Annotated in this window: 23 protein-coding genes and 2 pseudogenes; 10 read left to right on the top strand and 15 right to left on the bottom strand. The window is 73.6% G+C overall.

Going from position 1 to position 22,205, the window contains the following annotated elements:
• Positions 1–401 (top strand): transposase (locus tag KME75_RS02370; RefSeq protein WP_219412829.1); only part of this gene is annotated, 401 nt, incomplete at its 5' end.
• A gap of 31 nt (positions 402–432) precedes the next feature.
• Here the strand turns inward: KME75_RS02370 and KME75_RS02365 are convergent.
• Positions 433–1,239: an SDR family NAD(P)-dependent oxidoreductase gene (locus KME75_RS02365; RefSeq protein ID WP_219412828.1), complete on the bottom strand. Its 807-nt coding sequence runs from the start codon at positions 1,237–1,239 to the stop codon at positions 433–435.
• Positions 1,240–1,294: 55 nt separating this feature from the next.
• Positions 1,295–2,023 (bottom strand): FadR/GntR family transcriptional regulator, encoded by a 729-nt coding sequence (locus tag KME75_RS02360; RefSeq protein WP_219412827.1) that lies wholly within the window; start codon positions 2,021–2,023, stop codon positions 1,295–1,297.
• Between the two features lie 119 nt (positions 2,024–2,142).
• Between KME75_RS02360 and KME75_RS02355 the strand changes: the two genes are divergently transcribed.
• Entirely contained in the window at positions 2,143–2,691 is a 549-nt protein-coding gene (locus KME75_RS02355) for a TetR/AcrR family transcriptional regulator (protein WP_219412837.1), read from the top strand.
• Positions 2,691–3,537, top strand: a pseudogene (locus KME75_RS02350) (MBL fold metallo-hydrolase). The gene KME75_RS02355 and the pseudogene KME75_RS02350 overlap by 1 nt, the downstream one beginning before the upstream one ends.
• Positions 3,538–3,541: 4 nt before the next feature.
• Here KME75_RS02350 and KME75_RS02345 read toward each other — a convergent pair.
• Together KME75_RS02345 and KME75_RS02340 are read right to left on the bottom strand one after the other, a co-directional pair.
• Positions 3,542–4,051, bottom strand: a complete 510-nt coding sequence (locus KME75_RS02345) for a DUF1772 domain-containing protein (protein ID WP_219412826.1) — start codon at positions 4,049–4,051, stop codon at positions 3,542–3,544.
• 150 nt (positions 4,052–4,201) lie between these two features.
• Positions 4,202–4,408, bottom strand: a complete 207-nt coding sequence (locus tag KME75_RS02340) for a DUF5957 family protein (RefSeq protein WP_246631325.1) — start codon at positions 4,406–4,408, stop codon at positions 4,202–4,204.
• Between the two features lie 193 nt (positions 4,409–4,601).
• On the opposite strand from KME75_RS02340, the gene KME75_RS02335 reads away from it, so the two are divergent.
• Positions 4,602–5,759: a sensor histidine kinase gene (locus tag KME75_RS02335; protein ID WP_308282503.1), complete on the top strand. Its 1,158-nt coding sequence runs from the start codon at positions 4,602–4,604 to the stop codon at positions 5,757–5,759.
• Positions 5,756–6,423, top strand: a pseudogene (locus KME75_RS02330) (response regulator). Before KME75_RS02335 ends, KME75_RS02330 begins: the two are co-directional and overlap by 4 nt.
• A gap of 97 nt (positions 6,424–6,520) precedes the next feature.
• Here KME75_RS02330 and KME75_RS02325 read toward each other — a convergent pair.
• Both KME75_RS02325 and KME75_RS02320 read right to left on the bottom strand, forming a co-directional pair.
• On the bottom strand, positions 6,521–8,188 hold the full coding sequence (locus KME75_RS02325) for an FAD-binding dehydrogenase (protein WP_219412823.1): 1,668 nt from the start codon (positions 8,186–8,188) through the stop codon (positions 6,521–6,523).
• Positions 8,189–8,230: 42 nt separating this feature from the next.
• On the bottom strand, positions 8,231–9,220 hold the full coding sequence (locus tag KME75_RS02320) for a patatin-like phospholipase family protein (RefSeq protein WP_219412822.1): 990 nt from the start codon (positions 9,218–9,220) through the stop codon (positions 8,231–8,233).
• 380 nt (positions 9,221–9,600) lie between these two features.
• Here KME75_RS02320 and KME75_RS02315 point away from each other — a divergent pair, with 380 nt between their 5' ends.
• Entirely contained in the window at positions 9,601–11,154 is a 1,554-nt protein-coding gene (locus KME75_RS02315; protein ID WP_219412821.1) for a glycoside hydrolase family 140 protein, read from the top strand.
• A gap of 8 nt (positions 11,155–11,162) precedes the next feature.
• Here the strand turns inward: KME75_RS02315 and KME75_RS02310 are convergent, their stop codons facing one another.
• Entirely contained in the window at positions 11,163–11,369 is a 207-nt protein-coding gene (locus KME75_RS02310) for a hypothetical protein (protein ID WP_219412820.1), read from the bottom strand.
• A 155-nt stretch (positions 11,370–11,524) separates the two neighbouring features.
• Here KME75_RS02310 and KME75_RS02305 point away from each other — a divergent pair, with 155 nt between their 5' ends.
• From KME75_RS02305 to KME75_RS02295, 3 genes are read left to right on the top strand one after another with little or no spacing between them, the layout of a single operon-like run.
• Positions 11,525–11,932, top strand: coding sequence for a nuclear transport factor 2 family protein (locus KME75_RS02305; RefSeq protein WP_219412819.1), 408 nt, complete (start codon positions 11,525–11,527; stop codon positions 11,930–11,932).
• Positions 11,933–11,942: 10 nt separating this feature from the next.
• Complete coding sequence (locus KME75_RS02300) at positions 11,943–13,175, top strand: serine hydrolase domain-containing protein (RefSeq protein WP_219412818.1); 1,233 nt, start codon at positions 11,943–11,945, stop codon at positions 13,173–13,175.
• Complete coding sequence (locus tag KME75_RS02295) at positions 13,175–13,570, top strand: phage holin family protein (protein WP_219412817.1); 396 nt, start codon at positions 13,175–13,177, stop codon at positions 13,568–13,570. The genes KME75_RS02300 and KME75_RS02295 overlap by 1 nt, the downstream gene beginning before the upstream one ends.
• A gap of 72 nt (positions 13,571–13,642) precedes the next feature.
• On the opposite strand, the gene tenA is transcribed toward KME75_RS02295, so the two are convergent.
• On the bottom strand, positions 13,643–14,329 hold the full coding sequence (gene tenA, locus KME75_RS02290; RefSeq protein WP_219412816.1) for a thiaminase II: 687 nt from the start codon (positions 14,327–14,329) through the stop codon (positions 13,643–13,645).
• A gap of 90 nt (positions 14,330–14,419) precedes the next feature.
• Between tenA and KME75_RS02285 the strand changes: the two genes are divergently transcribed.
• Positions 14,420–14,635, top strand: a complete 216-nt coding sequence (locus tag KME75_RS02285; RefSeq protein WP_246631302.1) for a hypothetical protein — start codon at positions 14,420–14,422, stop codon at positions 14,633–14,635.
• Positions 14,636–14,641: 6 nt separating this feature from the next.
• Here KME75_RS02285 and KME75_RS02280 read toward each other — a convergent pair whose 3' ends face one another.
• The 7 genes from KME75_RS02280 to KME75_RS42510 form a co-directional block, all read right to left on the bottom strand.
• Positions 14,642–14,839, bottom strand: a complete 198-nt coding sequence (locus tag KME75_RS02280) for a hypothetical protein (protein ID WP_219412815.1) — start codon at positions 14,837–14,839, stop codon at positions 14,642–14,644.
• Positions 14,840–14,939: 100 nt separating this feature from the next.
• Positions 14,940–16,631, bottom strand: a complete 1,692-nt coding sequence (locus tag KME75_RS02275; protein ID WP_219412814.1) for a class I adenylate-forming enzyme family protein — start codon at positions 16,629–16,631, stop codon at positions 14,940–14,942.
• Complete coding sequence (locus KME75_RS02270) at positions 16,628–17,896, bottom strand: cytochrome P450 (protein WP_308282500.1); 1,269 nt, start codon at positions 17,894–17,896, stop codon at positions 16,628–16,630. Before KME75_RS02270 ends, KME75_RS02275 begins: the two co-directional genes overlap by 4 nt.
• 117 nt (positions 17,897–18,013) lie before the next feature.
• Positions 18,014–21,076: a helix-turn-helix transcriptional regulator gene (locus tag KME75_RS02265; RefSeq protein WP_219412812.1), complete on the bottom strand. Its 3,063-nt coding sequence runs from the start codon at positions 21,074–21,076 to the stop codon at positions 18,014–18,016.
• On the bottom strand, positions 21,073–21,318 hold the full coding sequence (locus KME75_RS02260) for a hypothetical protein (RefSeq protein ID WP_219412811.1): 246 nt from the start codon (positions 21,316–21,318) through the stop codon (positions 21,073–21,075). The genes KME75_RS02265 and KME75_RS02260 overlap by 4 nt, the downstream gene beginning before the upstream one ends.
• Positions 21,319–21,571: 253 nt before the next feature.
• Positions 21,572–21,742: a 50S ribosomal protein L32 gene (rpmF, locus tag KME75_RS02255; RefSeq protein WP_219412810.1), complete on the bottom strand. Its 171-nt coding sequence runs from the start codon at positions 21,740–21,742 to the stop codon at positions 21,572–21,574.
• Positions 21,742–22,155, bottom strand: coding sequence for a GTP-binding protein (locus tag KME75_RS42510; RefSeq protein WP_308282499.1), 414 nt, complete (start codon positions 22,153–22,155; stop codon positions 21,742–21,744). The genes rpmF and KME75_RS42510 overlap by 1 nt, the downstream gene beginning before the upstream one ends.
• Positions 22,156–22,205: the final 50 nt, after the last annotated feature.

The raw sequence follows: 22,205 nt of genomic DNA, 5'->3' as shown, positions 1-22,205 counted from the left end.
GCAAAGGCGGTGATCACACCCTCGCCGCGCTCAAGTCCATCCGTGCGGCACGCCCGGACGGCGCACCGATCTACGTGATCATGGACAACCTGTCGGCGAACAAGACCCCCGCGATCAGAGCGTGGGCAGCCCGCAACAAGGTCGAGCTGTGTTTCACCCCGACCTCCGCGTCGTGGGCCAACCCGATCGAGGCCCAGTTCGGGCCGCTGCGCACCTTCGTGATGGGCGCCTCGAACCACCCCAACCACACCGTGCTGGCCCGCCGGCTGCAGGACTACCTGCGCTGGCGCAACGCCAACGCACGACACCCCGACGTCCTCGCCGCCCAACGCCGCGAACGCGCCCGCGTCCGCAGCGAACGTCAACAACGCTGGGGCCGACCCCGCACCACCGCAGCATGACCACAACCGGCGAACGTATGTGGTCACCGCACTAGACGGCCTTGAAGAAGCCGGCGTCGACCGCGAAGTCGGCGCCGGTGGTGCTGGCCGAGCGGGGCGAGACCGGCAGCGCGATCACGTCGGCGACCTCCTGCGGGTCGACGAGGCGGCCGGTGGTCAGCTTCATCATCTCCGGGGCCACCGTGTCCATCACGGTGTCGCGGTCGGTCCCGGCCGCGCCGGCGATGATGTCGGCGGCACCGCCCTCCTCGGTCCACCACGCCGTGCGCACCGGGCCGGGGGACACGGTGTTCACCCGGATGCCCTGCGGGCCGAACTCCTCGGACAGGGCCAGGGTGAGCGTGTTCACGCCGGCCTTGGCCGCCGAGTAGTCCACGTTCATCGGCCCCGGCTGGCGAGCGTTGCCGCTGGAGACGTTGACGATCGCGCCGCCGCCCCGCTCGAGCATCGCCGGGATGGCGGCGCGCACCGCGCGGACCACCGAGAACAGGTTGAACTCGAACATCAGCTGCCAGTCGGCGTCGCCGGGGGTGAGGAAGCCGAACTGCGGCAGCCGCACCCCCGGCGGGGGCCCGCCTGCGTTGTTCACGAGGATGTCGAGGCCGCCGAACTCCCGCACCGCGGTGGCGATCAGCTGTGCGGGGCCGTCCGGCTCGGTGAGGTCGACGGGGACGTGCACGAGGTCGGCGCCCGCGAGCGCGTCGAGCTCGGGGCCGGGCTTGCGGGAGGCGGCGACGACGCGGGCGCCCTCGCCGAGGAGCGTGCGGGTGACGGCCAGGCCGATGCCCTTCGAGGCTCCGGTGACGACCGCGACCTTGTTCTGCAGTTCGAGATCCATGCCCTGATCCTCTGCGGAACCGCGGCCCGGATCCGGCGGTGATCGGACGCGGCGATCAGCCGACCGCGGACCCGGCGACGGCGTCCGGGCCGAGGTAGTGCTCCAGGTCCTCCTCGGTCTGCATCAGGTGGGCCTGCATCGCCTCGCGGGCGGCCTCCGGGTCGCCCGCAGCCACGGCGCGCAGGATGGCGGCGTGCCGGTCCAGGGCGTGGCTGCGGATCTCGGGCACCGACGACGTCTCCTGCCGCAGCGTCCGGAGCACGGAGGCGAGTGGCTCGAACAGGGCGTCCAGGAAGACGTTGTCGGCGGCCTCGAACAGCAGCGCGTGGAACGCGAGGTCGGCCTCGGTCGCGGCGCTGACGTCCCCGCGGTCGTGGGCCTGCAGCATCTCCTCGTGCAGCGCGCCCAGCCGCTCGACGTGCGACTCCTGGCGCCGGATGGCGGCGAGCTCGACGATGGCCACCTCCACGGCGCGCCGCGCCTCGAGCAGCCGCCGGGGCAGGAGCAGGGCGTCGCTCTCGGCCCGGCTGCGGGCGAGCAGCAGCCTGCCGTCCAGCGGGGACCACCGGCTCGCCGGGTTCACCACGCTGGACCGCCCCTGCTGCACGTGGATCACGCGGGTGGAGACGAGCGACCGTATGGCCTCGCGCACGGTGAGCCTGCTCACCCCGAACCGCGTGGCCAGCTCGGACTCGCTGGGCAGCGCACCGCCGATCGGGAAGGTCCCGTCGAGGATGAGCTGCAGCAGTTGCTGCGCCACGACATCGGCTCGCCCTTGACGCATCCGTCCAGCCTAGCGATCCAGGATCTCGGGCACCCGGCAGTGCTCCCGGGAAGTGGCTAGACCGGTCGTCATATTTCGGTACCGTCGCCTCCGTGCCCCGATCCGACAGCCGCCGCCGGATGCTCGACGCGGCCGGCGAGCTCTTCCGTACCCGCGGCTACCACGCCACCGGCCTCAACCAGATCGTCGAGGCCGGCAAGGCACCGAAGGGGTCGCTCTACTTCCACTTCCCCGGAGGAAAGGAGCAGCTGGCGGCCGAGGCGATGCGCGAGGCCGCCGCCCGGGTGCAGGAGCGGCTGACGGAGGCGGTTGCCGACGCACCGGACGCCGAGACGGCGATCGGCGCTGTGGTCGACGCATTGGCGGCGGAGCTGGTCGCCACCGACTTCCGGGCGGGCTGCCCGCTGGCGACGGTCGCGCTCGACGCGGCGGCGCAGAGCGAAACCATCGCGGTCGCCTGCCGTGCGGGCTATGCGTCCTGGCGTGCGGCGGTGGCGGCGCTGCTGGCCCGCGGTGGCGTGCCCGCGGAGCGCGCCGCCGAGCTCGCCACCGTGGTACTGGCCGCGATCGAAGGCGCGCTGCTGCTCGCCCGCACGGATCGGGACGACGCGCCCCTGCGCACCGTCCGCGATCACCTGACCGCGCTCGTCACGAGGGAGATCACCTGATGCGCGTCCACCACCTCGACTGCGGGACCATGCGACCGCGAGGTGGCTTCCTGATCGACGGCCGGCCGGGGATCCGCCGGCGTGCCGAGATGGTGTGCCACTGCCTGCTGCTGGAGACCTCGGCAGGCCTGGTCCTCGTCGAGACCGGGATGGGCAGTCCCGCGGGGCGGCGGCCGGACGAGTGGCTCGGGCGCAGGTTCGTGCGGCTGACGAGCCCGGTGCTCACCGAGGAGGAGACCGCGGTGCAGCAGGTGCGGCGGCTGGGGTTCGATCCCCGGGACGTCCGGCACGTGGTGCTGACCCACCTGGACCTCGACCACGTCGGCGGCCTGGTCGACTTCCCGGAGGCCACGGTGCACGTGTACGCCACCGAGCTGCGGGCGCTGCGGTCGCCGCGGGACCGCGCCGAGCGCAACCGCTACCGCGGTGTGCAGTTCGCGCATGGTCCGCGCTGGCGCCCCTACGAGGTGGGCGGCGAGCCGTGGTTCGGCTTCGCCGCCGTGCGGGAGCTCGCCGGGCTGCCCGCGGAGATCCTGCTCGTCCCGCTGGCCGGGCACACGAGGGGCCACGCCGGCGTGGCCGTCGACACCGGGCGCGGATGGCTGCTGCACGCCGGGGACGCGTACTTCTTCCACGGGCAGATGGACCCGGCGGGACCGCGTCGCCCGCCGGGCATCGCCGCCTTCGAGGCTCTGGTACAGACCGAACGGCGCGCCCGCCTGGACAACCAACCGGCACCGGTTGCGCACGCTCGTGCACGACCACGGGACGCAGGTCACGGTGTTCTCGGCCCACGATGCCGTCGAGTACCGCAGGCTGAGCAGCGGTGCGGGCCTGCCGGGGTGACGCCTCACCGCGCGGCGGCCGCAGCCCGCTCCTGCTGCATCCGGAGCATCCCGACGAACGCGAGCACGGCGGTGGCCGCGCCCATCGCCACCCGCACCCAATGGCCGGCCTGGAACTCGGCGGCGACCTGCTGCAGGTAGGCGGCGGCGTGCACGGCGGGCCCCTCGATGAACATGATCGTGTTCCGGGGCCAGAACCAGACGGCGGAGAACAGGAACTCGCCGACCAGCAGCGTGAGCGAAGCACCGGCCGTCCAGAGCCGCACCGCGGGCGCCCGCAGCGTCAGCGCGACGGCGGCGACCGCCGTGACCACGGTGGCCATCCCGAGCGGAGGTAGCACGTCGCTCGGGGCCGTCACCGCCATGAACTCGAGCGAGTCGACCAGCGACCGCGGCACGTCGGCGAAGATGTTCGGGTAGAGCAGCAGCGTCTCCACCACGAGCGCGCCGAACGCGAACGTCGCCACCCAGGCGAAGGCGACCGTGACCACTACGGCGGGGACGGGCCCACTCATCGCTCCCCCTCGCTGGCGCTCGGGCGGCGCTTCGCGCGGGCGCTGTGTTGATGATTCGCTCGCTGACGCTCGCTCATCGCTCGCCCTCGCTGGCGCTCGGGCGGCGCTTCGCGCGGGCGCTGTGTTGATGATTCGCTCGCTGACGCTCGCTCATCGCAGCTCCCGGTCGTCGCGGCGGTCCTGGCGCTGGACGACGACGCCCGCCAGCACGCCGCCCGCCACGCCGAGCACGATCGGCAGGTACGGCAGGCCGATCGGCCGGTCGAACATCAACAACCCGACGATGCCGATCAGCTCGCTCAGCGCGAACCCGGTCAGGGCGCCGCCGACGATGCCGATCAGCACGGCTCCGAGCATCTTCACGAGTCCTCCTCGAGGTCGGGAACGGGAACGGGACCGACGCTAGGAAGGTCGGCGGCGCGGGGCGTCGGTCGCGGCGCTCGTCCTCGCTGCGCGCCCTGACGTAGCGCGCCGCCGGGGCGTACGTCCGGTGTCGACAATCGCCGCGATGGGGCTGAGCTGCGCCGACGCCGCCTCTAGGCTCCGCGTCGTGGATCAGTCGTACCGCTCCCGGGCGCTCGCCGTGGACCTGGGTCTCGGGCTGCTCGTCGTGGTGGTCGTGGGCGTCGCCGTCGCCGCCGATCTCGAGGACCGCCGGCCGGGCCCGTCGGCGTACCTGCTCGTGCTGGGCTTCGGTGCGCTGATGCTCGTGCGCAGGCGGCGGCCCGTGGTCACGCTGCTCGCCACGGCCGCCCTGCTGATCGGGTACTACGCGCTCGGGCACCCGGCCATCGGGTTGGCCGTGCCGGTGGCGGCGGCCCTGTACTCGGCGGCCGAGCACGGGCGGGCGTGCTGGGCCGTGGGCACCGCCGCGGCGCTGCTCACCGTCTCCGTCGTGTTCCGGGTCCGCGAGGGCGACGACCTGGCGCTCCTGTTCGGCTACGAGCTCGCGTCCAGCGCCGGGCTGATGGCCGCCGTGATCGCGCTCGGCGACGGCGTGCGGTCCCGTCGCGGCTGGCGGGCCGAGCTGCGCAGGCAGGCCGCTGCGGCGGCGGCAGAACGGGAGCGGGAGGCGAGCCGCCGGGTGGAGCAGGAACGGCTGCGGATCGCCAGGGAGCTGCACGACGTGCTGGCCCACACGCTGTCGGTCGTCACGCTGCACACCGACGTCGCGCGCGAGGCGCTGGAGGACGACGGGCCCGACCTCCCGGCGGCCCGGCACGCGCTCGCGGCCGTCCGCACGGCGGCGGGCGGGGCGTCGCGCGAGCTGCGCACCACCGTCACGCTGCTGCGCGCACCGGGGGACGGCGACGACGGGCCGGTGCCGGGGCTCGACCAGCTCGACCGGCTGGTGCAGGCCGCCGTCGACGGCGGGGTGCGGGTGCGGGTGGACAGCGACGCCGTGCCGGCCGACCTGCCGGCAGTCGCCGACGCCACGGCGTTCCGGATCGTGCAGGAGTCGCTGACCAACGTCGTGCGCCACACCCGCGCGCGCACCGCCACCGTCGCGGTGCACCAGGACGCCGACGCGCTGACCGTCCGGGTCGACGACGACGGGCGCGGCCGCCCCGGAGTTCGGCCCGCCGAGGGGTACGGGCTCGCCGGGATGCGGGAGCGCGCCGTGCTGCTCGGCGGCAGCCTGGAGGCGGGCCCGGGAGACCGGGGATGGGTCGTCGAGGCGGTCCTGCCGCTCGGGGGCCAGGAGTGATCCGGGTGACGCTGGTGGACGACCAGCACCTCGTCCGCGCCGGCCTGCGGGCCCTGCTCGAACGCGCCGACGACATCACCGTGGTCGGCGAGGCGGGCGACGGCGCGGCGGGGTTCGCGGTCGTCGCCAGGGAACGCCCAGACGCGTGCTGATGGACATCCGGATGCCCGGCACCGACGGGCTCGCCGCCACCCGCCGGATCGTCGGCGACCCGCGGCTGGCCGGCGTGCACGTCGTCGTGCTGACGACCTTCGACACCGACGACCACATCGCCGAGGCGATCCGCTCCGATGCCGCCGGGTTCCTGCTCAAGGACACCCCGCCCGACGAGCTGCGCCGGGCCATGCGCCTCGTCGCGGGCGGCGACGCGCTGCTGTCGCCGTCGGTGACCCGGCGCGTGATGGAGAGCGCGGCCGCGGGCCACCGGATGCTGTCCACCGAGCGGCTGGCCGACCTCACCGCCCGCGAGCGGGAGGTGCTCACCGAGGTCGGAGCGGGCCGTTCGAACGACGAGATCGCCCGCCGCCTCTACATCAGCCCGGCCACCGCCCGCACCCATGTGAGCAGGCTGCTGGGCAAGCTCGGGGCACGGGACCGCTCGCAGCTGGTGGTGCTGGCCTACGAGACGGGGCTGGTGGTGCCGGGTTCGGCACCAGAGAGCTAGCGGGGCTCACCCCGCGCGAACGGCACTCTCGAGCAGACCTATCGCGCGAACGTGCCGCTCGCGCAGCCGAGTCGGGGCTTACACCAGCAGTGGTTCGTCACGACACTGCCGCCGCGACCACCCGTCCCGCCTGCCGCCCGGAGAACACGCAGCCGCCCAGGAACGTCCCCTCCAGCGACCGGTAGCCGTGCACGCCACCCCCGCCGAACCCGGCGACCTCGCCCGCCGCGTACAGCCCCGGCAACGGGGTGCCGTCGGCCTGCAGGACGCGGCAGGACAGGTCGGTCTGCAGCCCGCCGAGCGTCTTGCGGGTGAGGACGTGCAGGCGCACGGCGATGAGCGGCCCCGCCTTCGGGTCGAGGATCTTGTGCGGCGTCGCGACGCGCGAGAGCCGGTCGCCCCGGTAGCGCCGGGCGTTGTGGATCGCGGCGACCTGCAGGTCCTTGGTGAACGGGTTGTCCAGCTCGCGGTCGCGCGCGACGATCTGGCGCCGCAGGTCGGCCACGTCGATCGCCGGGTCGGGGACCAGCCGGTTCATGCCGGCCACGAGCTCGGCGAGCGTGTCGGCCACGACGAAGTCCTCGCCCTTGTTCTTGAACGCCTCCACCGGGGCCGGGGCGCCGGGCCGGATCCGCCCGAACGTCGCCCGGACGTCCTTCGCGGTCAGGTCCGGGTTCTGCTCCGACCCCGAGAGCGCGAACTCCTTCTCGATGATCTTCTGGGTGAGCACCAGCCAGGAGTGGTCGTAACCGGTGTCGGCGATCGCCTTCAGCGTGCCGAGCGTGTCGAAGCTGGGGAAGTTCGGCGCCGGGAACCGCCTGCCGCGGGCGTCGAACCACATCGACGAGGGTGCGGCCAGGATCCGGATGCCGTGCCGGGCCCAGATCGGGTCCCAGTTCTTGACGCCCTCCGTGTAGTGCCACATCCGGTCGCGGTTGACGAGCCGGCCGCCCGCCGCCTCGCTGATCGCGAGCATCCGGCCGTCGACGTGCTCGGGCACCCCGGAGATCATGTGCCTCGGGGCAGTGCCGAGCCGCGACGGCCAGTTGGCGCGGACGAGGTCGTGGTCGGACCCGATCCCGCCGGACGTGACGACCACGGCCTGGGCGTGCAGCGTGAACTCCGCGACCTCCGTGCGTGAGCTGGCCGTGCCGCGCTCCGCGGTGCTCGGCTCGAGCACGGCGCCACGGACGCCGTCGACGCGGGAGTCGGTGACCGTCAGGCCGTCCACCCGGTGCCGGAACCGCAGCTCGACGAGCCCGCGCCCGACCGCGTCGCGCACCCGCCGTTCGAACGGCGCGACCAGTCCCGGCCCCGTGCCCCAGGTGACGTGGAACCGTGGCACCGAGTTGCCGTGCCCGTCGGCGAGGTAGCCGCCGCGCTCGGCCCAGCCGACCACGGGGAACCAGCGCACGCCCATCCCGTGCAGCCACGCGCGCTTCTCGCCGGCGGCGAAGTCCAGGTAGGCGGTGGCCCATTGGCGGGCCCAGAAGTCCTCGCCCGCCGGGTCGTCCACGCCGCGGTCGAAGCCCGCGCTGCCGAGCCAGTCCTGCATCGCCAGGTCGTGGGAGTCGCGGATGCCCATCCGCCGCTGCTCGGGCGAGTCGACGAGGAACAGCCCGCCGAACGACCAGAAGGCCTGCCCGCCGAGGTTCGTCTCGGGTTCCTGGTCGAGCAGCAGCACCTGCTTGCCAGCGTCGGCCAGCTCGGCCGTCGCCACCAGGCCCGCGAGCCCGGCCCCCACCACGATGACATCGGCGTCCATCCGGCCACCCTGGTGCGGGCGGTGGGTGCGGTCAAGACACGATCACGACGCGGCCCGGTGATCGTCCTGCACGCGGAGCAGGGCCGCCGCGGCGGTGGCGTACCCGGCGAGCGCGGCCCGTTCCACGCGCGTGGCGTCGGTGGTGAGGCCGCGGACGCCGACGTCCTGCGCGGGCATGAGCGCGAGGAGGTGGGCCCCGTCCCGGGAGGGGTGCGCGGCGTCGTCGAGGACGGCGAGCACGGGCCCGTGCCGGTGGGTCTCCTGCGCCATCATCCCCAGGCCGGGAGCGAGCCGGTCCAACGCCCGCGCCCACCGCGCCGGCCCGGCCCCGGGGTCCGCGCGGCGCAGTTCGGGCGCTGCGCGGTTGACGAGAGCGAGCACGTGGGTGGCGCCCTCGCGCAGGGCCCGCAGCACCGGCAGCGGCTCGGTCACCGAACCGTCGATCCAGGTCCGCCCGTGCAGCTCCACGGGCGGCCCGGCGAGGAGCGGGATCGACGCCGTCGCGCGCAGGGCGAGCTTCCAGTCGGCACAGGACCGGGGCTCGAGCACGTGCGGCTGCAGGTCGTCCGCTGCCGTGGCGACCACCCGCAAGGGGATGGGCGAGTCGCGCAGCCGCTCCCACGGCAGCGGTTTTGCGACGGCGAGGATGTGGTCGAGCAGGTGGTCCAGCGACACCATCGGCCTGCCGGTGCCCAGCCGCCGCGGGTCGATGAACGCCCGACAGGTCATGTCCTCGACGAAGATGCGCGCCGAGCCGCGACCGTCCCCCAGCAGCAGCCCCGCGCCGACGTACGCGCCCGCCGAACTGCCGTAGACCACGTCGAAGCAGTCGGCGAGCCCGGCGTCCTGGAGCGCGTGGACCATGCCGCCCGAGTACGCCCCGCGCATGCCGCCGCCGCCCACGACCAGGGCGATCCGGTGCCCGTCGGCCCGACCGTCGCCGTCCCTCCTGCGCAGCAGCGCACGGAGGACCTCGTCGTCGCCGGGGAGCGCGGGAGCGGCGTCGGGTACGGGCTCCGGGAGTGCTGTCACGCCTCGATTCTCCCGGTCGGTGCGCAGTGCTCCCGACCACGGTCGGCCACGGCCCCGGGTGACCCGGTTCCGCACGGATCCGCCCTTCCCGTCCGGGCGACACCACCGGGATGTCGGGAACGAGCCGGACACTGCGTGGTCGCGAACGGCACGGAGGCGCGCCGGGAATTCGCTCGATCGAGTCTTGAATACCGTCGCACGGGGTTCACCCGCACTCACTCCGCGTACCCGAAGGTGGCAATTGACCCGGCAAATTCGGGCACCTACTGTTGATCACGCAAATTCGCCGGGAACGGAATCGGCGCATTTTCCGGGAGTATCCGTCGGGGCCCTTCCGACTGGTCGCGGACGCCGTCGTCACGGATGAGAGGGCGCACGCCATGGGACAACTCGCCACATCGGTCCGGGCCGGTACGCGCGGACTGGTCGCCGCGGCGGTCGCGGCGGCGGTCGTGCTCCCGGCCACGGCGCACCCGGTCGACGCGACGCGTGCCGTCGCGGCCCAGCAGGCCGATCCGCTCGGCCCGTTGCACGTCAGCGAGAACGGCCGGTACTTCGTGCGGGAGAACGGCAGGCCGTTCTTCTGGCTGGCCGACACCGCGTGGAGCCTGTTCGTCAACCTGGACCGGGACGAGGTCGAGCGCTATCTCGACGCCCGGGCCGAGCAGGGGTTCAACGTGATCCAGGCCGTCGGGGTCTTCCCGCAGGCCGGGGGTCCGGGCCCCAACCCGTACGGGGACGACCCGCTCGACGGAGGGATGACGCCCGCCGTCACCGAGGGCGCCGATCCCGGCGACGACGAGCAGTACGACTTCTGGGACCACGTCGACTTCGTCGTCGACGCCGCCGCGCAGCGCGGGATGCGGATCGCGCTGCTGCCGGCGTGGGCCGACAAGCAGGCCGGCAGCCTCGTCACGACCAAGAACGCCAAGGAGTACGGCGAGTTCCTCGGGGAACGCTACGGCGACGACGTCGTGTGGGTGATGGGCGGCGACTCCCCGGCCGACGGGGTGGAGGACGTCTGGCGCGACCTCGCGGAGGGCGTGGCCGTCGGCGCGAACGGTTCCGTCGACTACACCGACCTGCTGATGACCTACCATCCGCGGGGCGACCAGACGTCGGCGACCTGGTTCCACGACGACGAATGGCTGTCGTTCAACATGCTCCAGGGCGGCCATTGCCGGCGCTGGAACAACCTGTTCGGACTCATCGACGGCAATTTCTCGGAGCGGCCGCCGAAGCCGTTCCTGGACGGTGAGTCCATCTACGAGGACCACCCCATCTGCTGGAAGCCCGAGGACGGCTTCTCCACGGACGAGGACGTGCGGCGCAACGCCTACTGGAGCGTGTTCGGCGGCGCGGCGGGCCACACGTACGGCCACCACGCGGTGTGGCAGTTCCTGGAGGAGGGGGCGCGTGCGCAGCTCGGGGCCCGCGGCAGCTGGACCGACGCCCTCGACTTCCCGGCAGGCGGGCAGATGCAGCACCTGCGGGCGTTGATGGAGTCCCGCCCGTACCTCACGCGCGTCCCGGACCAGGAGGTCCTCACCTCGGACGTCACGGATCTCGGCGCCGAGAGCATCCGCGCCACGCGCGACGAGGAGGGCTCCTACCTGATGGTCTACACGGCCGCCGGCCGCGAGTTCGACGTGGACACGAGCGTCCTGTCCGGCTCGGATCTGCGCGCATGGTGGTACGACCCGCGCACGGGCGAGGCGATCGACGCGGGCTCGGTGCCGCGGGAGGAGTCGGTGGAGTTCTTCCCACCCGAGACGGAGAAGGGCGACGACGGCCCGGACTGGGTGCTGGTCGTCGACGACGCAGCGCGCGGTTTCGCCCCGCCGGGCACGCCGTTCGCGCCGCAGGAGCCCGCCGCGCCGCAGGAGCCGCCCGCCCAGGGGGAGCCGACCGTGCCGGATGAGCCCGCGCCCTAGGGTCCTGCTCAGCCGAGAGGGACGCCGCCGGCCTCCAGTAGCGCGCTCACGAGTACGAGCAGCGCGAGCAGTGTGAGCACGACCGTCAGCGCCTCGACGACGGCGCGGTGGCCGGTGGCGCCGACCTGTCTCGGGCGCGCCGGCGCAGATGCCTCCGGCCGGTCGACAGGCGGGTCGGGTGGCAGCGCGCCGGCCGGAGTGGGGCGTGCGGTCATGTGTGGGATCACCGGTCCTGAGTGGGCCGCTGTGCGCGGCGGTCGTTCGGGAAGTCGCGCCGGCGCCGATGGGCGTTAGCAGAGCGGACCACACGTTCCCCCTGATGAGCGCGCCGGCACAAGATTCCGGTCCGGCGGATGGATACCGTGGCGGCATGGCGATGGGGCAGCTCGCGGTGATCGAGGACTGGCACGCGGCGGTCGGAGCGGGCGACGGCGCCCGCGCGGGCGCGCTCTTCAGTGATGACGTGGAGGTCGGCGGGCCGCGCGGGTCGGGGCACGGGCGGGCGTTCGTCGTCGACTGGGTGGGGCACGCGGGCATCCGGTTGGACCCGGTGCGGTGGTACTGCGGCCGCGACGGCGTGGTGGTGGAGCAGGACGCGCGTTGGACGGACCAGGCCACCGGAGAGCTCGGCGCACCGGTGCGGCTGGCCACGGCGTTCACCGTCGTCGACGGGCGGATCGCTCGCGTGCTGCGGTATTCCGACACGGGCGCCGCGCTCGCCGTGCTCGGTCTGGAGCGCAGCGACGAAGTGGCCCGACGGAAGGCTACTCCGGGGTAGGGTCGGCCGTGTGACGCAGCTCAAGGTGGACGCGGAGCCGGGCGAGGTCGGACTCGACGCCGGGCGACTGCAGCGGGTCGACTCTCATTTCCGTCGCTATGTCGACGACGGCAAGCTGGCCGGATGGACGATCGCCGTCGCACGGCGCGGCCGGGTGGTGCACGTGAGCCACCACGGGCTCGCCGACGTCGAGGCCGATCGCCCGGTGGCCGACGACACGCTGTGGCGCATCTACTCGATGACCAAGCCGATCACCTCGGTCGCGGCGCTGATGCTGTACGAGCGCGGGGCGCTGGAGCTCACCGACCCGGTGGCGCGCTACATCCCGGCGTTCGCCGACATGCGCGTCTACAAGGCGGGCTCGGCGGCCAACCCGGCCACCGTCTCGGCCACCGAGCCGGTGCGGGTCTGGCACCTGCTCACCCACACCGCCGGGCTCACCTACGGCTTCCACCACGCCCATCCCGTCGACGAGATCTACCGGGCGAAGGGCTTCGAGTTCGGGGTGCCGCGCGGGATGGACCTCGCCACGGCGTGCGAGCACTGGGCGCAGCTGCCGCTGGTGTTCCAGCCGGGGGCGGAGTGGAACTACTCCGTGGCCACCGACGTGCTGGGCCGTGTCGTCGAGGTCGCCTCGGGCCAGTCGCTCGACGCGTTCTTCGCCGAGCACGTGTTCGGCCCGCTGGGCATGGACGACACGGCGTTCTCGGTCACGCCCGACGACCTCGACCGGCTCGCCGCGCTGTACATGCCCAACCCGGCCGGCGGGCTGTTCCGCAACACCGCGATGGGCGAGGCGGTCACGCGCGAGCCCGTCTTCCTCTCCGGCGGTGGCGGCCTGGTCTCCACGGCCGCCGACTACCACGCCTTCACGCAGATGCTCGCCCGCCGCGGCGAGCTCGACGGTGCGCGGCTGCTCGGTCCGCGCACCGTCGCGTACATGACCCGCAACCACCTGCCCGGGGGCGCCGACCTGGAGACGTTCGGCCGGCCGATCTTCGCCGAGTCCACGTTCCGCGGTGTCGGGTTCGGGCTGGGCTTCTCGGTCGTCACCGACGCCGCGGCCGGCAAGGCGATCACCAACGAGGGCGAGTACGCCTGGGGTGGGCTCGCGAGCACGGCCTTCTACGTCGATCCCGCCGAGGACGTCACGGCGATGTTCTTCACGCAGCTGATGCCCTCGAGCACGTACCCGATCCGGCCCCAGCTGCGGGCGCTGGTCAGTCAGGCGATCATGGACTGATGTCGAACGCCCTTGCACTCACGATCCGGGTGGCGGTGGTGGCCGTCAGCCTCTGGGTGGCCACCCTGATCGTCCCCGGCATCGCCACCTCGACGGGCGACACGGGCACCCAGGTCGCCACGCTCGTCGTCGTGGCGATCGTCTTCGGTGTGGTGAACGCCGTGCTGAAGCCACTGATCAAGGTGGTCGGCTGCCCGTTCTACATCCTGACGCTGGGACTGATCGGGCTGGTCGTGAACGCGCTGCTGTTCCTGCTGGTCGGTGCCATCGCGTCCGGCATCGGGCTGCCGTTCACCGTCGATGGCTTCTGGGCGGCGTTCTTCGGCGCGATCGTGGTCGGGGTGGTGGGTTTCCTGCTGCACGTCGCCATCCCCGACCGCCTCGACCAGCGCTAGGCGTGCATACCCCCGGGGGACCGTGCACACCTCCCGCGGTGTGCACGGTCACCGTCCGGTGTGCACCGTCGGTCAGACGGGCCAGGTCTCGCAGCGGTACCCGGCGTCCCAGAACATCCACTCGTAGCGGGACGTCGTGGTGAAGTGCAGGCGCATCAGCCTGCGCTCGCCGTCGGAGAGGTCCTTGCCGATCCGGTCGGTGAGGTCGAGCACCGAGTCCACCACCGCCTGGAACTCCTCGCTGCCGTACATCGCGATCCAGCGGGCGTACAGGGGGTCGGGCGAGCTGCGGGCCAGCAGCTCGTCGCCGACCTTCGCGTAGATCCAGTAGCACGGCAGCACGGCGCCGACGGCCTCGGCGAACGAGCCGCCGAGCGCGGAGGCGAGCATGTAGCTGACGTACGCCTGGGTGGTGGGCGCCACCGGCTCCAGCGCGGCCTCCTCGGGCGAGGAACCCATCTCGCCCATCAGCGCGGCGTGCAGGTCGCGCTCGGCCGCGATCGCCCCCGCCGCGTGCTCGGCGAACATCACCGTGCCGTCCTCGTCGGGGGCCTTCGCCGCGCACACCGCCAACGCCTTCGCGTAGCCGCGCAGGTAGTGGGCGTCCTGGACGATGTAGTGCCGGAACGACTCGCGCGGCAGCGTGCCGTCGGCCAGCCCGGCGAGGAACGGGTGGGCGAGGATCGCCGCGTAGATGTCCTCGACGTCGGACCAGAGGACGTCGCGGGTGCGCGGGGTGGACTCGATCGGGTTCACCATGGCGGTCACGCTAGTCGTGGCCGCCGAGCGCAGGAACCGGTCCTGGGTACGGTCCCGTTTTTCCCGCATACCCAGCGGGAAGGCTGCGAGATGGTCCCCGTTCCGATGGACGATCACGAGAAGATGCGGTTGCGCCAGGCGGCGTACCGCGTCACGCGCCTGTACCCGGGCCCGGCGGGGGAGATCCTGGCGAGGGAGCTGATCGGCTGGGAGGACTTCGGCTACCGCCTCGGCGGCGGGCAGCCCGTCATGCGTCTGGTGGACCAGGTGCTGACGGCGCCCGACACGCACGCCGGCGCCGCCTGACCGCGCTCACGGCCGACCGTCGAACGTCACCGTGACGGTGGCGCCGTCGGTGGCGGGCATGCCGTCGGCGAGCCCGCCCGCCGTGCCGGCGAGCACCATCAGGGCGGCCAGCGTGATGAGGCTACCCACATGACCGATGACGTCCAGGGTGCGGCCGGTACGCGAGCGCGACCGGGCGGCGGTGGGCTGGTGGGGCACGGGCAAACGGACCACCTGCTTTCCGGCAGGGAGTGGTGGCGTGGGGGGAATCGCCCCCCGGCAACCTCCCGTTAACGCACCGCCGTCCCCCGACCGGGTGATCAGGTCATTGCAAACGTTCCCGCAGCTCGCGCTTGAGCACCTTCCCCGCGGCCGACACCGGGATCTCGTCCACGAGATGCAGCTCGCGCAGCCGCTTGTACGGCAGCACCTGCTCGTTGACCGCCGCCATCAGCGCCTCCCCGTCGGCCTGCGACAGGCCGGGCGCCACGACGAACGCGACCGGCAGCTCGCCCACCATCGGGTCCGGTCGCCCCACCACGGCGGCGCCGGCGACCCCCGGGCGGGCGAACAACAGCTCCTCCAGCTCACGCGGGTACACGTTGTAGCCCTTGTAGAGCAGCATGTCCTTCTTGCGGTCGACGATCGCGAGGTAACCGTCCTCGTCCAGCACCCCGACGTCGCCGGTCCGCAGCCAGCCGTCCACGAGTGCGGCCGCCGTCTCCTCCGGGCGGTCCTTGTAGCCGAGCATCACCTGCGGGCCACTGATGCACACCTCGCCCGCCTCCCCCGTGGGCAGCGGGGCGAGGTCGGTGCCCGCCGGGTCGACGATGCGCACCTCGGTGTCGTACACGGGCAGCCCGACGGTGCCGACCTTGCGCACCGCCGACCGCGCCGCAGGCCCGATGGTGGCGCCCATCGTCACCTCGGTGAGGCCGTAGCCCTCGGTGATGACGACGTCGTCGCCGAACCGGCGCTGCAGAGCCTGGATCAGCTCGACCGGCAGCGGGGCGGCTCCCGAGGAGATGCCGCGGACGGAGGACAGGTCGCGCGTGGCGAACTCCGGGTGCCGCACCAACGCGCCGAACAGCGGCGGCGCCCCGCCCATGCTCGTGACGCGGAACCGCTCGGCGTCCGCGAGGTAGGCGCCCGGGTCGAACCGCTCGTGCAGCACCGTGGTGCCGCCGCCCAGCACCGGGACGTTGAGGCCGCCGATCGTGCCCATGGCGTGGAACCACGGGGTGAGGTTGATCCCGACCCCGGTGCCCAGCCGGACCGGGTACTCCTCGGCCGGGGCGACCTGCTCGAGCACGACGCCGCCCGCGTCGTCGAGCGCGGGCAGCGATCCGGTGCCCCAGCAGGCGTACTGCAGGGAGTTGACCACCACGTTGCGGTGCGGCAGCCGCACGCCCTTGGAGCGGCCCGTGGTGCCGCCGGTGTAGGCCAGGTGCGCGAGGTCGCCGTACACGTCGATCGGCACGCCCGGGTCGACGGTGGGGGCGTCGGCGTGGAAGGCCTCGAAGTCCTGCGCGCCCGGCACGGCATCGAGCGGCGCCCGATGGTTCGGGTCGAGCGCCTGGTCGCGGTCGGTCAGCAGCACCAGCCGCACCGCGGTCTGCCGCTGCACGGCCGCGAGCGCGGGCGCAGCGGGCACCCAGCTCACCACTGCGACCGCCCCGCAGTCGGCCAGCTGCGCGGCCAGGTCGGCGGGCGGCAGCAGCGGGTTGGTGGGCGAGAACGTGGCCCCGGCCAGCAGGATCCCGTAGTAGGCGACGGCGTACTGCGGGCAGTTGGGAAGGTGGATCGCGACGACGTCGCCGCGCCCGATCCCGGCCCCGCCCAGCGCGTTGGCGAACGCGCACGCCCGCTCGTGCAGCTCGGTGAACGTCAGGTCGCGGCCCGTGAAGTGGACGGCGGTGCGGTCACCGAAGCGGCGGGCCGACCCGGCCAGCAGCGCGCCGACAGGGACCTCGGGGTAGTCGAGGGACGTGCGGGCGGGTTCGAGCGTCCCGGTCAACGGGCACCTCCGGTGTTGATGCCCGCTCCGCCTGCGCTGCGCGGGGTGGTGAAGGCAACGGGCAGGTGCTTGATCCCGTTGATGAACATCGACTTGAGTCGCTGCGGCGGGGCGGTGGCGTGGATGTCGGGGACCCGGGTGAGCAACTCGCGGAACATCACCGACATCTCGCGGCGCGCCAGATGCGCGCCGAGGCAGAAGTGCGGGCCCGCGCCGCCGAAGCCGACGTGCGGGTTGGGGGAGCGCCGCACGTCGAACACGTCGGGGTCGCGGAAGTGGGCAGGATCGCGGTTGGCGGCCCAGTAGAACAGCGCCACCTTGTCGCCCTCGCGCATCTGCTGCCCGCCGAGCACGGCGTCGGTGGCGAGCGTGCGGCGCATGAAGATCACCGGAGACGCCCAGCGGACGATCTCCTCCACCGCGGTGGGGGTGACCGCGTCGAGGTCGGCGAGCCACGCCGCACGCTGCTCGGGGTACTCGGTGAGCAGGTGCAGGCCCCAGCTGATGGCGTTGCGGGTGGTCTCGTTGCCCGCCACGACGAGCAGGATGAAGAAGCTCGCGAGCTCGTCCGGGGTGAGCCGCTCGCCGTCGATCTCGGCGTTGACCAGCGCCGAGGTGACGTCGTCGGTGGGGTTGTCGACCCGGTGCCTGCCGAGGTCGCGCATCAGCTCGGCCAGCTCGTTGCCGGCCTGCAGCAGCGCCATGACGATGTTGTCCGTGCCGGGCACGTACTCGGGGTCGGCGGCGCCGAGGATGATGTTGGAGCGGTCGAGGACGAACTCGTACTGGCTCTCCGGCACGCCCATCATGTCGCAGACGATCTTCAACGGGAGCCGCGCCGAGATGGACCTGACGGCGTCGCACTCGCCCGCGTCGATCACGTCGTCGACGATCGTGCGCGCGGTGCGCTCCACCTCCTCGGTGAGCAGGGCGAGCCGCTTCGGCGTGAACCCGCGCGAGACGATCCGGCGCAGCCGGGCATGCCTCGGATCATCCATGTTGATCATGGAGCCGTAGAACTCGAGGAACTCCGGCGGCATGTCCGGGATGTTCGTGGCCCCGCGGCCGGAGGTGAAGATCGCCGCGTTGCGGCTCGCCTCGGCGAGATCGTCGAGCCGGGTCAGGGCCCAGAAGCCGGCGCCACGGGGGAAGTAGCTCTGCTCCGGTTCCGGGAAGAACGGCACCGGTTCACGCTCTCGCAGGGCCGCGAACGCCGCCGCCCGCTCCGCGATGGGTGCGGTCCAGAACCGGTCGATGTCGGACACGTCGGGGCGCCCGGTCCAGGTACTGCTGCTTTCCGTACTCGTTCCCGCAGGCGTCATTGCCGAGCCTCCTCGGTGAGTGGGGCCGATCACCCCACCCTAGTTACCGGGGAGTACAGATCAAGGGTCCGAAACGGCGAGCTCGCGGTCGGGCGGGGAGAGCAGCCCGCGCGCGTACGCAACGCTCACCGCCTCGGTGCGGCTGCCCGCGCCGAGCTTGGCCATCACCCGGGACAGGTGCACGCTCACCGTCTTCTCGCTGATGAACAGCTCGGCGCCGACCTGCCGGTTGGTGCGACCGCTCGCCACCAGCGCCAGCACGGAGCGCTCGCGGGGCGTGAGCGGATCGAGGGTGGGCGGTTGCGGGCGTGGGGCCGCGGGCTCGGGCCGCAGCCGCACGCCGGCGCGCTCCGCCAACCCCAGCACGGCGTCGGCGAGCGGGCGGGCATCGAGCCGTTCGGCCGTGTCGAGGGCGGCACGCAGGTCGGGCTCGACGGCGGCGCGCGGGACGCCCGCCGCCAGATGCGCCTCCGCCCGGCGCAGCAGCCCGTACGCCTGCCGGTAACCGGCGGGACCCGTGGTGCCGCCGAGGTGGGCGGTCTCGTACCGGAAGGCCTCGAAGACCGCGGTCCACGCCTCCGGGGCAGGCGGTCCGGTGAGTCGGGTGAGCTCGGCGCGGGCCCGGGCGAGCCACGCCCGGCCCTCGGGGCCGAGACTGCCCGCGCGCGCCAGCCCGTGGGCGGCGGCGTACTCCGCGGCGGCGACGAGCTCCTGCCCCGCCGCCGTGGCCTCGTCGCGGGGCATCCGGCCGGTGGCGGCGAGGTCGGCGTGGGCGCCGACCCCCAGCGCGGCGAGCATGATCCCGCCGAGGTGCGGGGCGAGCCCGGCGTAGGGGCCGCTGTTGAGGCCGGTGAGTGCCTCCTGCGCGCACCGCAGCGCCTCGTCGGGCCTGCCCTGCCACAGCGCGGCCTCGGCGCCGGCCTCCCCGAGCAACATGATCACCTGGTCGTCGACGGGCCGCGACTCGCGCAGTTCCGTGAGCCGGCGCTCGGCGGCGGCGAACCGGCCCCACGCCACGGCAGGCAGCAGCCGCGCGGCCGCGAGCCGGGTGGCGACCGTGGCGGAGACCGACTCCCCGGCCAGCTCGGTGACCTCCTCCGCGGCCTGCCACTCGCCGCTCAGGAAGAGGGCGATCGCGTGCGCGACCCGCAGTTCCAGCCCGTAGCCGCTCCACGTCGTGCCCGTGGCGACCGCGCGGTCCGCGCCTGCCGCGAACTCCGCGGCGGCGTCGGCGAGCCTGCCCTCGTCGAGGAGCGAGATGCCGACGGCGTAGTAGGCCCGCAGCTCCACCCCGAGGTTCCCGGAACGGCGGGCCAGTGGCTTGGCCTCGTCGAGCCGTGCCCGGGCGCACTCCGGGTGGCCGCGGTACTCCTCGCACACCGCGAGCGTGACCAGCGCGTCGCCGGTGGCGCCGACCGCGCTCATGTCGTCGGGGGGCAGCGCGCGGGCCACCTGCAGCGCAGTCTCGGCCTGCGCCACGGCCTCGGTGAACTGGTCGAGCCGCACCAGCGTGCGGGCCAGCACCGAGTGGGCCCACGCGAGGTCCGCCGACGGAGCGCCGCCGTCGATCAGCTCCAGCGCTCGCCGGGCGACCGCCAGCGCCTCGTGGTCGCGGTCGCTGAGCTCCAGCAACCGCAGCGCGTAGCGGCGCCCGATCGCGGAGGTGAGCACGGGGTCGCCGCGCTCCTCCGCGAGCTCGAGCGCGCGGCGGCCCAGCGCGATGCCGCGGTCGGGGTCGCCCGTGGCGCTCGCGCCCCACGCCGCCCAGCGCGTGAGCGTGGCCTCCGGGACCCCGGCCACCGCCTCCGCGTCGGGCACCGCGGGCCACAGCTCGATGGCCCGCTCGGCGTGCAGCAGCATCTCCGCGGGCGCCTCGCGGTCGTTGGCCTCGTTGGCGGCGCGCACCGACGCCGACAGCGCGAGCGGGAGGTCGTGGCCGGCCATCGCGTGGTGGGAGAGCTCGGCGGCCGAGCCGGGCGTGCCGGCCGTGGCCTCCGCGGCCAGCAGGCCGGCGTAGGCGGCGTGCAGCCTGCTGCGCTCCCCGGGCAGCAGCTCGTGGTAGATCGCCTCGCGGAGCAGCGCGTGGCGGAAGACATAGGCGTCGTCGGTGCCGCCCGGCTCGCTGTCGGCCCCGACCAGCACGTGATGGGCCACGGCCTCGCGCAGGGCCTGTTCGAGCGCGTCGACATCCATCCCGGACACCGCGGCCAGCCGGTCGTGGCGCACCCGCCGCCCGGCCACGGACGCGATCCGCAGCAGCCGCTGCGTGGCGGGGGAGAGACCTTCGATCCGCGCCACCAGCACCTCGACGAGGCCGTGCGGCAGCCCGTGGGACGCAGCGGACACCAGCTCCTCGGCGAAGAACGCGTTGCCCTCGCTGCGCCGGGCGATGCCCTGCAGCATCGGCTCGGGCATGCTCCCGTCGGCGAGCAGGCGGACCAGTGCGAGCGCATCGGCGGGGTCGAGCGGGGCGAGCTCCACCCGCTCGGCCGCGGGCAGCCGCACCAGCTCCGACAGCACCGGCCGCAGCGGGTGGCGGCGGTGCAGGTCGTCGCTGCGGTAGGTGGCGAGGACCACGAGCCGCTGTCCGGTGAGCCGCGACAGCAGGAAGACGAGCAGGTCGCGGCTGGAGCGGTCGGCCCAGTGCAGGTCCTCCAGCACCACGAGCACGGGCGTGGTGGCGGTGAGGTCGTCGAGCACCGACAGGACCGCGTCGAACACCTGCAGCTGACCGAGGTCGCGGCCCTCGCCGCTCCGCTCGCCCCGCGGGAAGCCGCCCGGCAGCAGGTGGCCCGGGAGGAGGTGACCCAGCGCCACGTGCTCGGTGACCAGCTCGGGACGGGTGGCCGCCAGCGCGCCGACGATCTCGGTGAACGGCAGGTAGGGCAACGCCGCTTCGGCCGTGTCGAGGCAGCGTCCGACGAGCACCGTGAACCCGGCTCCCGCCGCCCGCTCGACCGCCTCGGCCACCAGCCGGGACTTGCCCACCCCGGCGTCCCCCGACATCAGAACGCCGGTGGGCCTGCCCGCTGCGGCGCGGTCGAGCGCGGCGCCGAGCGCCGACATCTCCCGCCGGCGCCCGACCAGTCCGATTCCCGCCCCGAGCCGTGCCACATCGGTCATCGTGACACGGCGTACCGACGATCCGCGTCGTTGTTGCGGGGTGCATCGTTCTGCTCCGGGCGAAGGCCCGGCGGGGACACGTGCTGCGACGGACCCGGCGGTTCCGCAGGCGGCGTCGCCCGCCGCGCCCGGCGGCGGGCGGCCTTCGCCAGCCGGGCGAGACGGAAGTTGTCCGCGTCGGCCATGAGGGCGAGGCGGTGGTGCTCGGCGGCGGTGACTCCGTGAACCAGATCGATGAACATGACACGAGATTCGTCCTGAGGCCGGCGTCCCGGCATCGGACGATCACGTCGCACTCCGGCCCCCGCCGCCGGGTACGGGGGTAAGGGGCCCGCGGCACCCCTTACCCCGGCCGGCTCACCGCACCCCGTCTCGGTCGACGCACCGCCTTTCGGTCGACGCACCGCCTTTCGGTCGATGCCCCCCTTCTCGGCCGGCGCACCCCGTCGACGGGGGGCGCGAGCGATGAAAGGGTGCGTGCGCGAGCGGGGCGCCTCAGGCGGGCGGCTCGAGGAGGCCGCGCTGGTAGGCCCGCACCAGCCGGCGCGGCACCATGTGCTTCCGGCCGGCGATCGTCACCGGCACCAGGTCGGGCGGCGTCGCCTTCCACTGCGCCCGCCTGCTGCGGGTGTTGGACCGGGACATGCGCCGCTTCGGGACGGCCATCAGTGCTCCTCCTCGTGGTGGCTGCGCCCCGCGGTCAGGTCGGCCGGGGTGTCGGGTGCGCAGGGGTCGGAATGCCAGAACCCGAACGGGTCCGGCAGCTCCCGCCAGGCGACCTCGCCCGCCGCCAGCTCGGCGTCGGTGAGCAGGGCGGCTTGTAGATCCGCCTCGATCGCGTCGGGGTCGGCGTCGTGGGTGAGCACCACCAGGTCCTGGGCGCGGTCGCCGAAGCGCGGGTCCCACGCCAGCGAGGCCAGCGCGCGGCGCTCCGGGGACGCCGACTCCCAGACGGCGTCGTCGGCGTCGGCGAGCCAGTCGCCCGCGTACCCGACCTGCAGGCCGCCGCCCGCCGACTCCACCCACAGCACGGCGTCGGGACGGGTGGCGAGCCAGATGCGGCCCACGGTGCGTACCACGCCGTCGAGCAGGGTGTCGATCGCGGTGTGGAACCGCTCCGGTGGAACGG

This window comes from Pseudonocardia nigra, from assembly GCF_019396355.1.
Taxonomy (GTDB): domain Bacteria; phylum Actinomycetota; class Actinomycetes; order Mycobacteriales; family Pseudonocardiaceae; genus Pseudonocardia; species Pseudonocardia nigra.
This window is presented reverse-complemented; position numbering and strand designations above follow the sequence as displayed.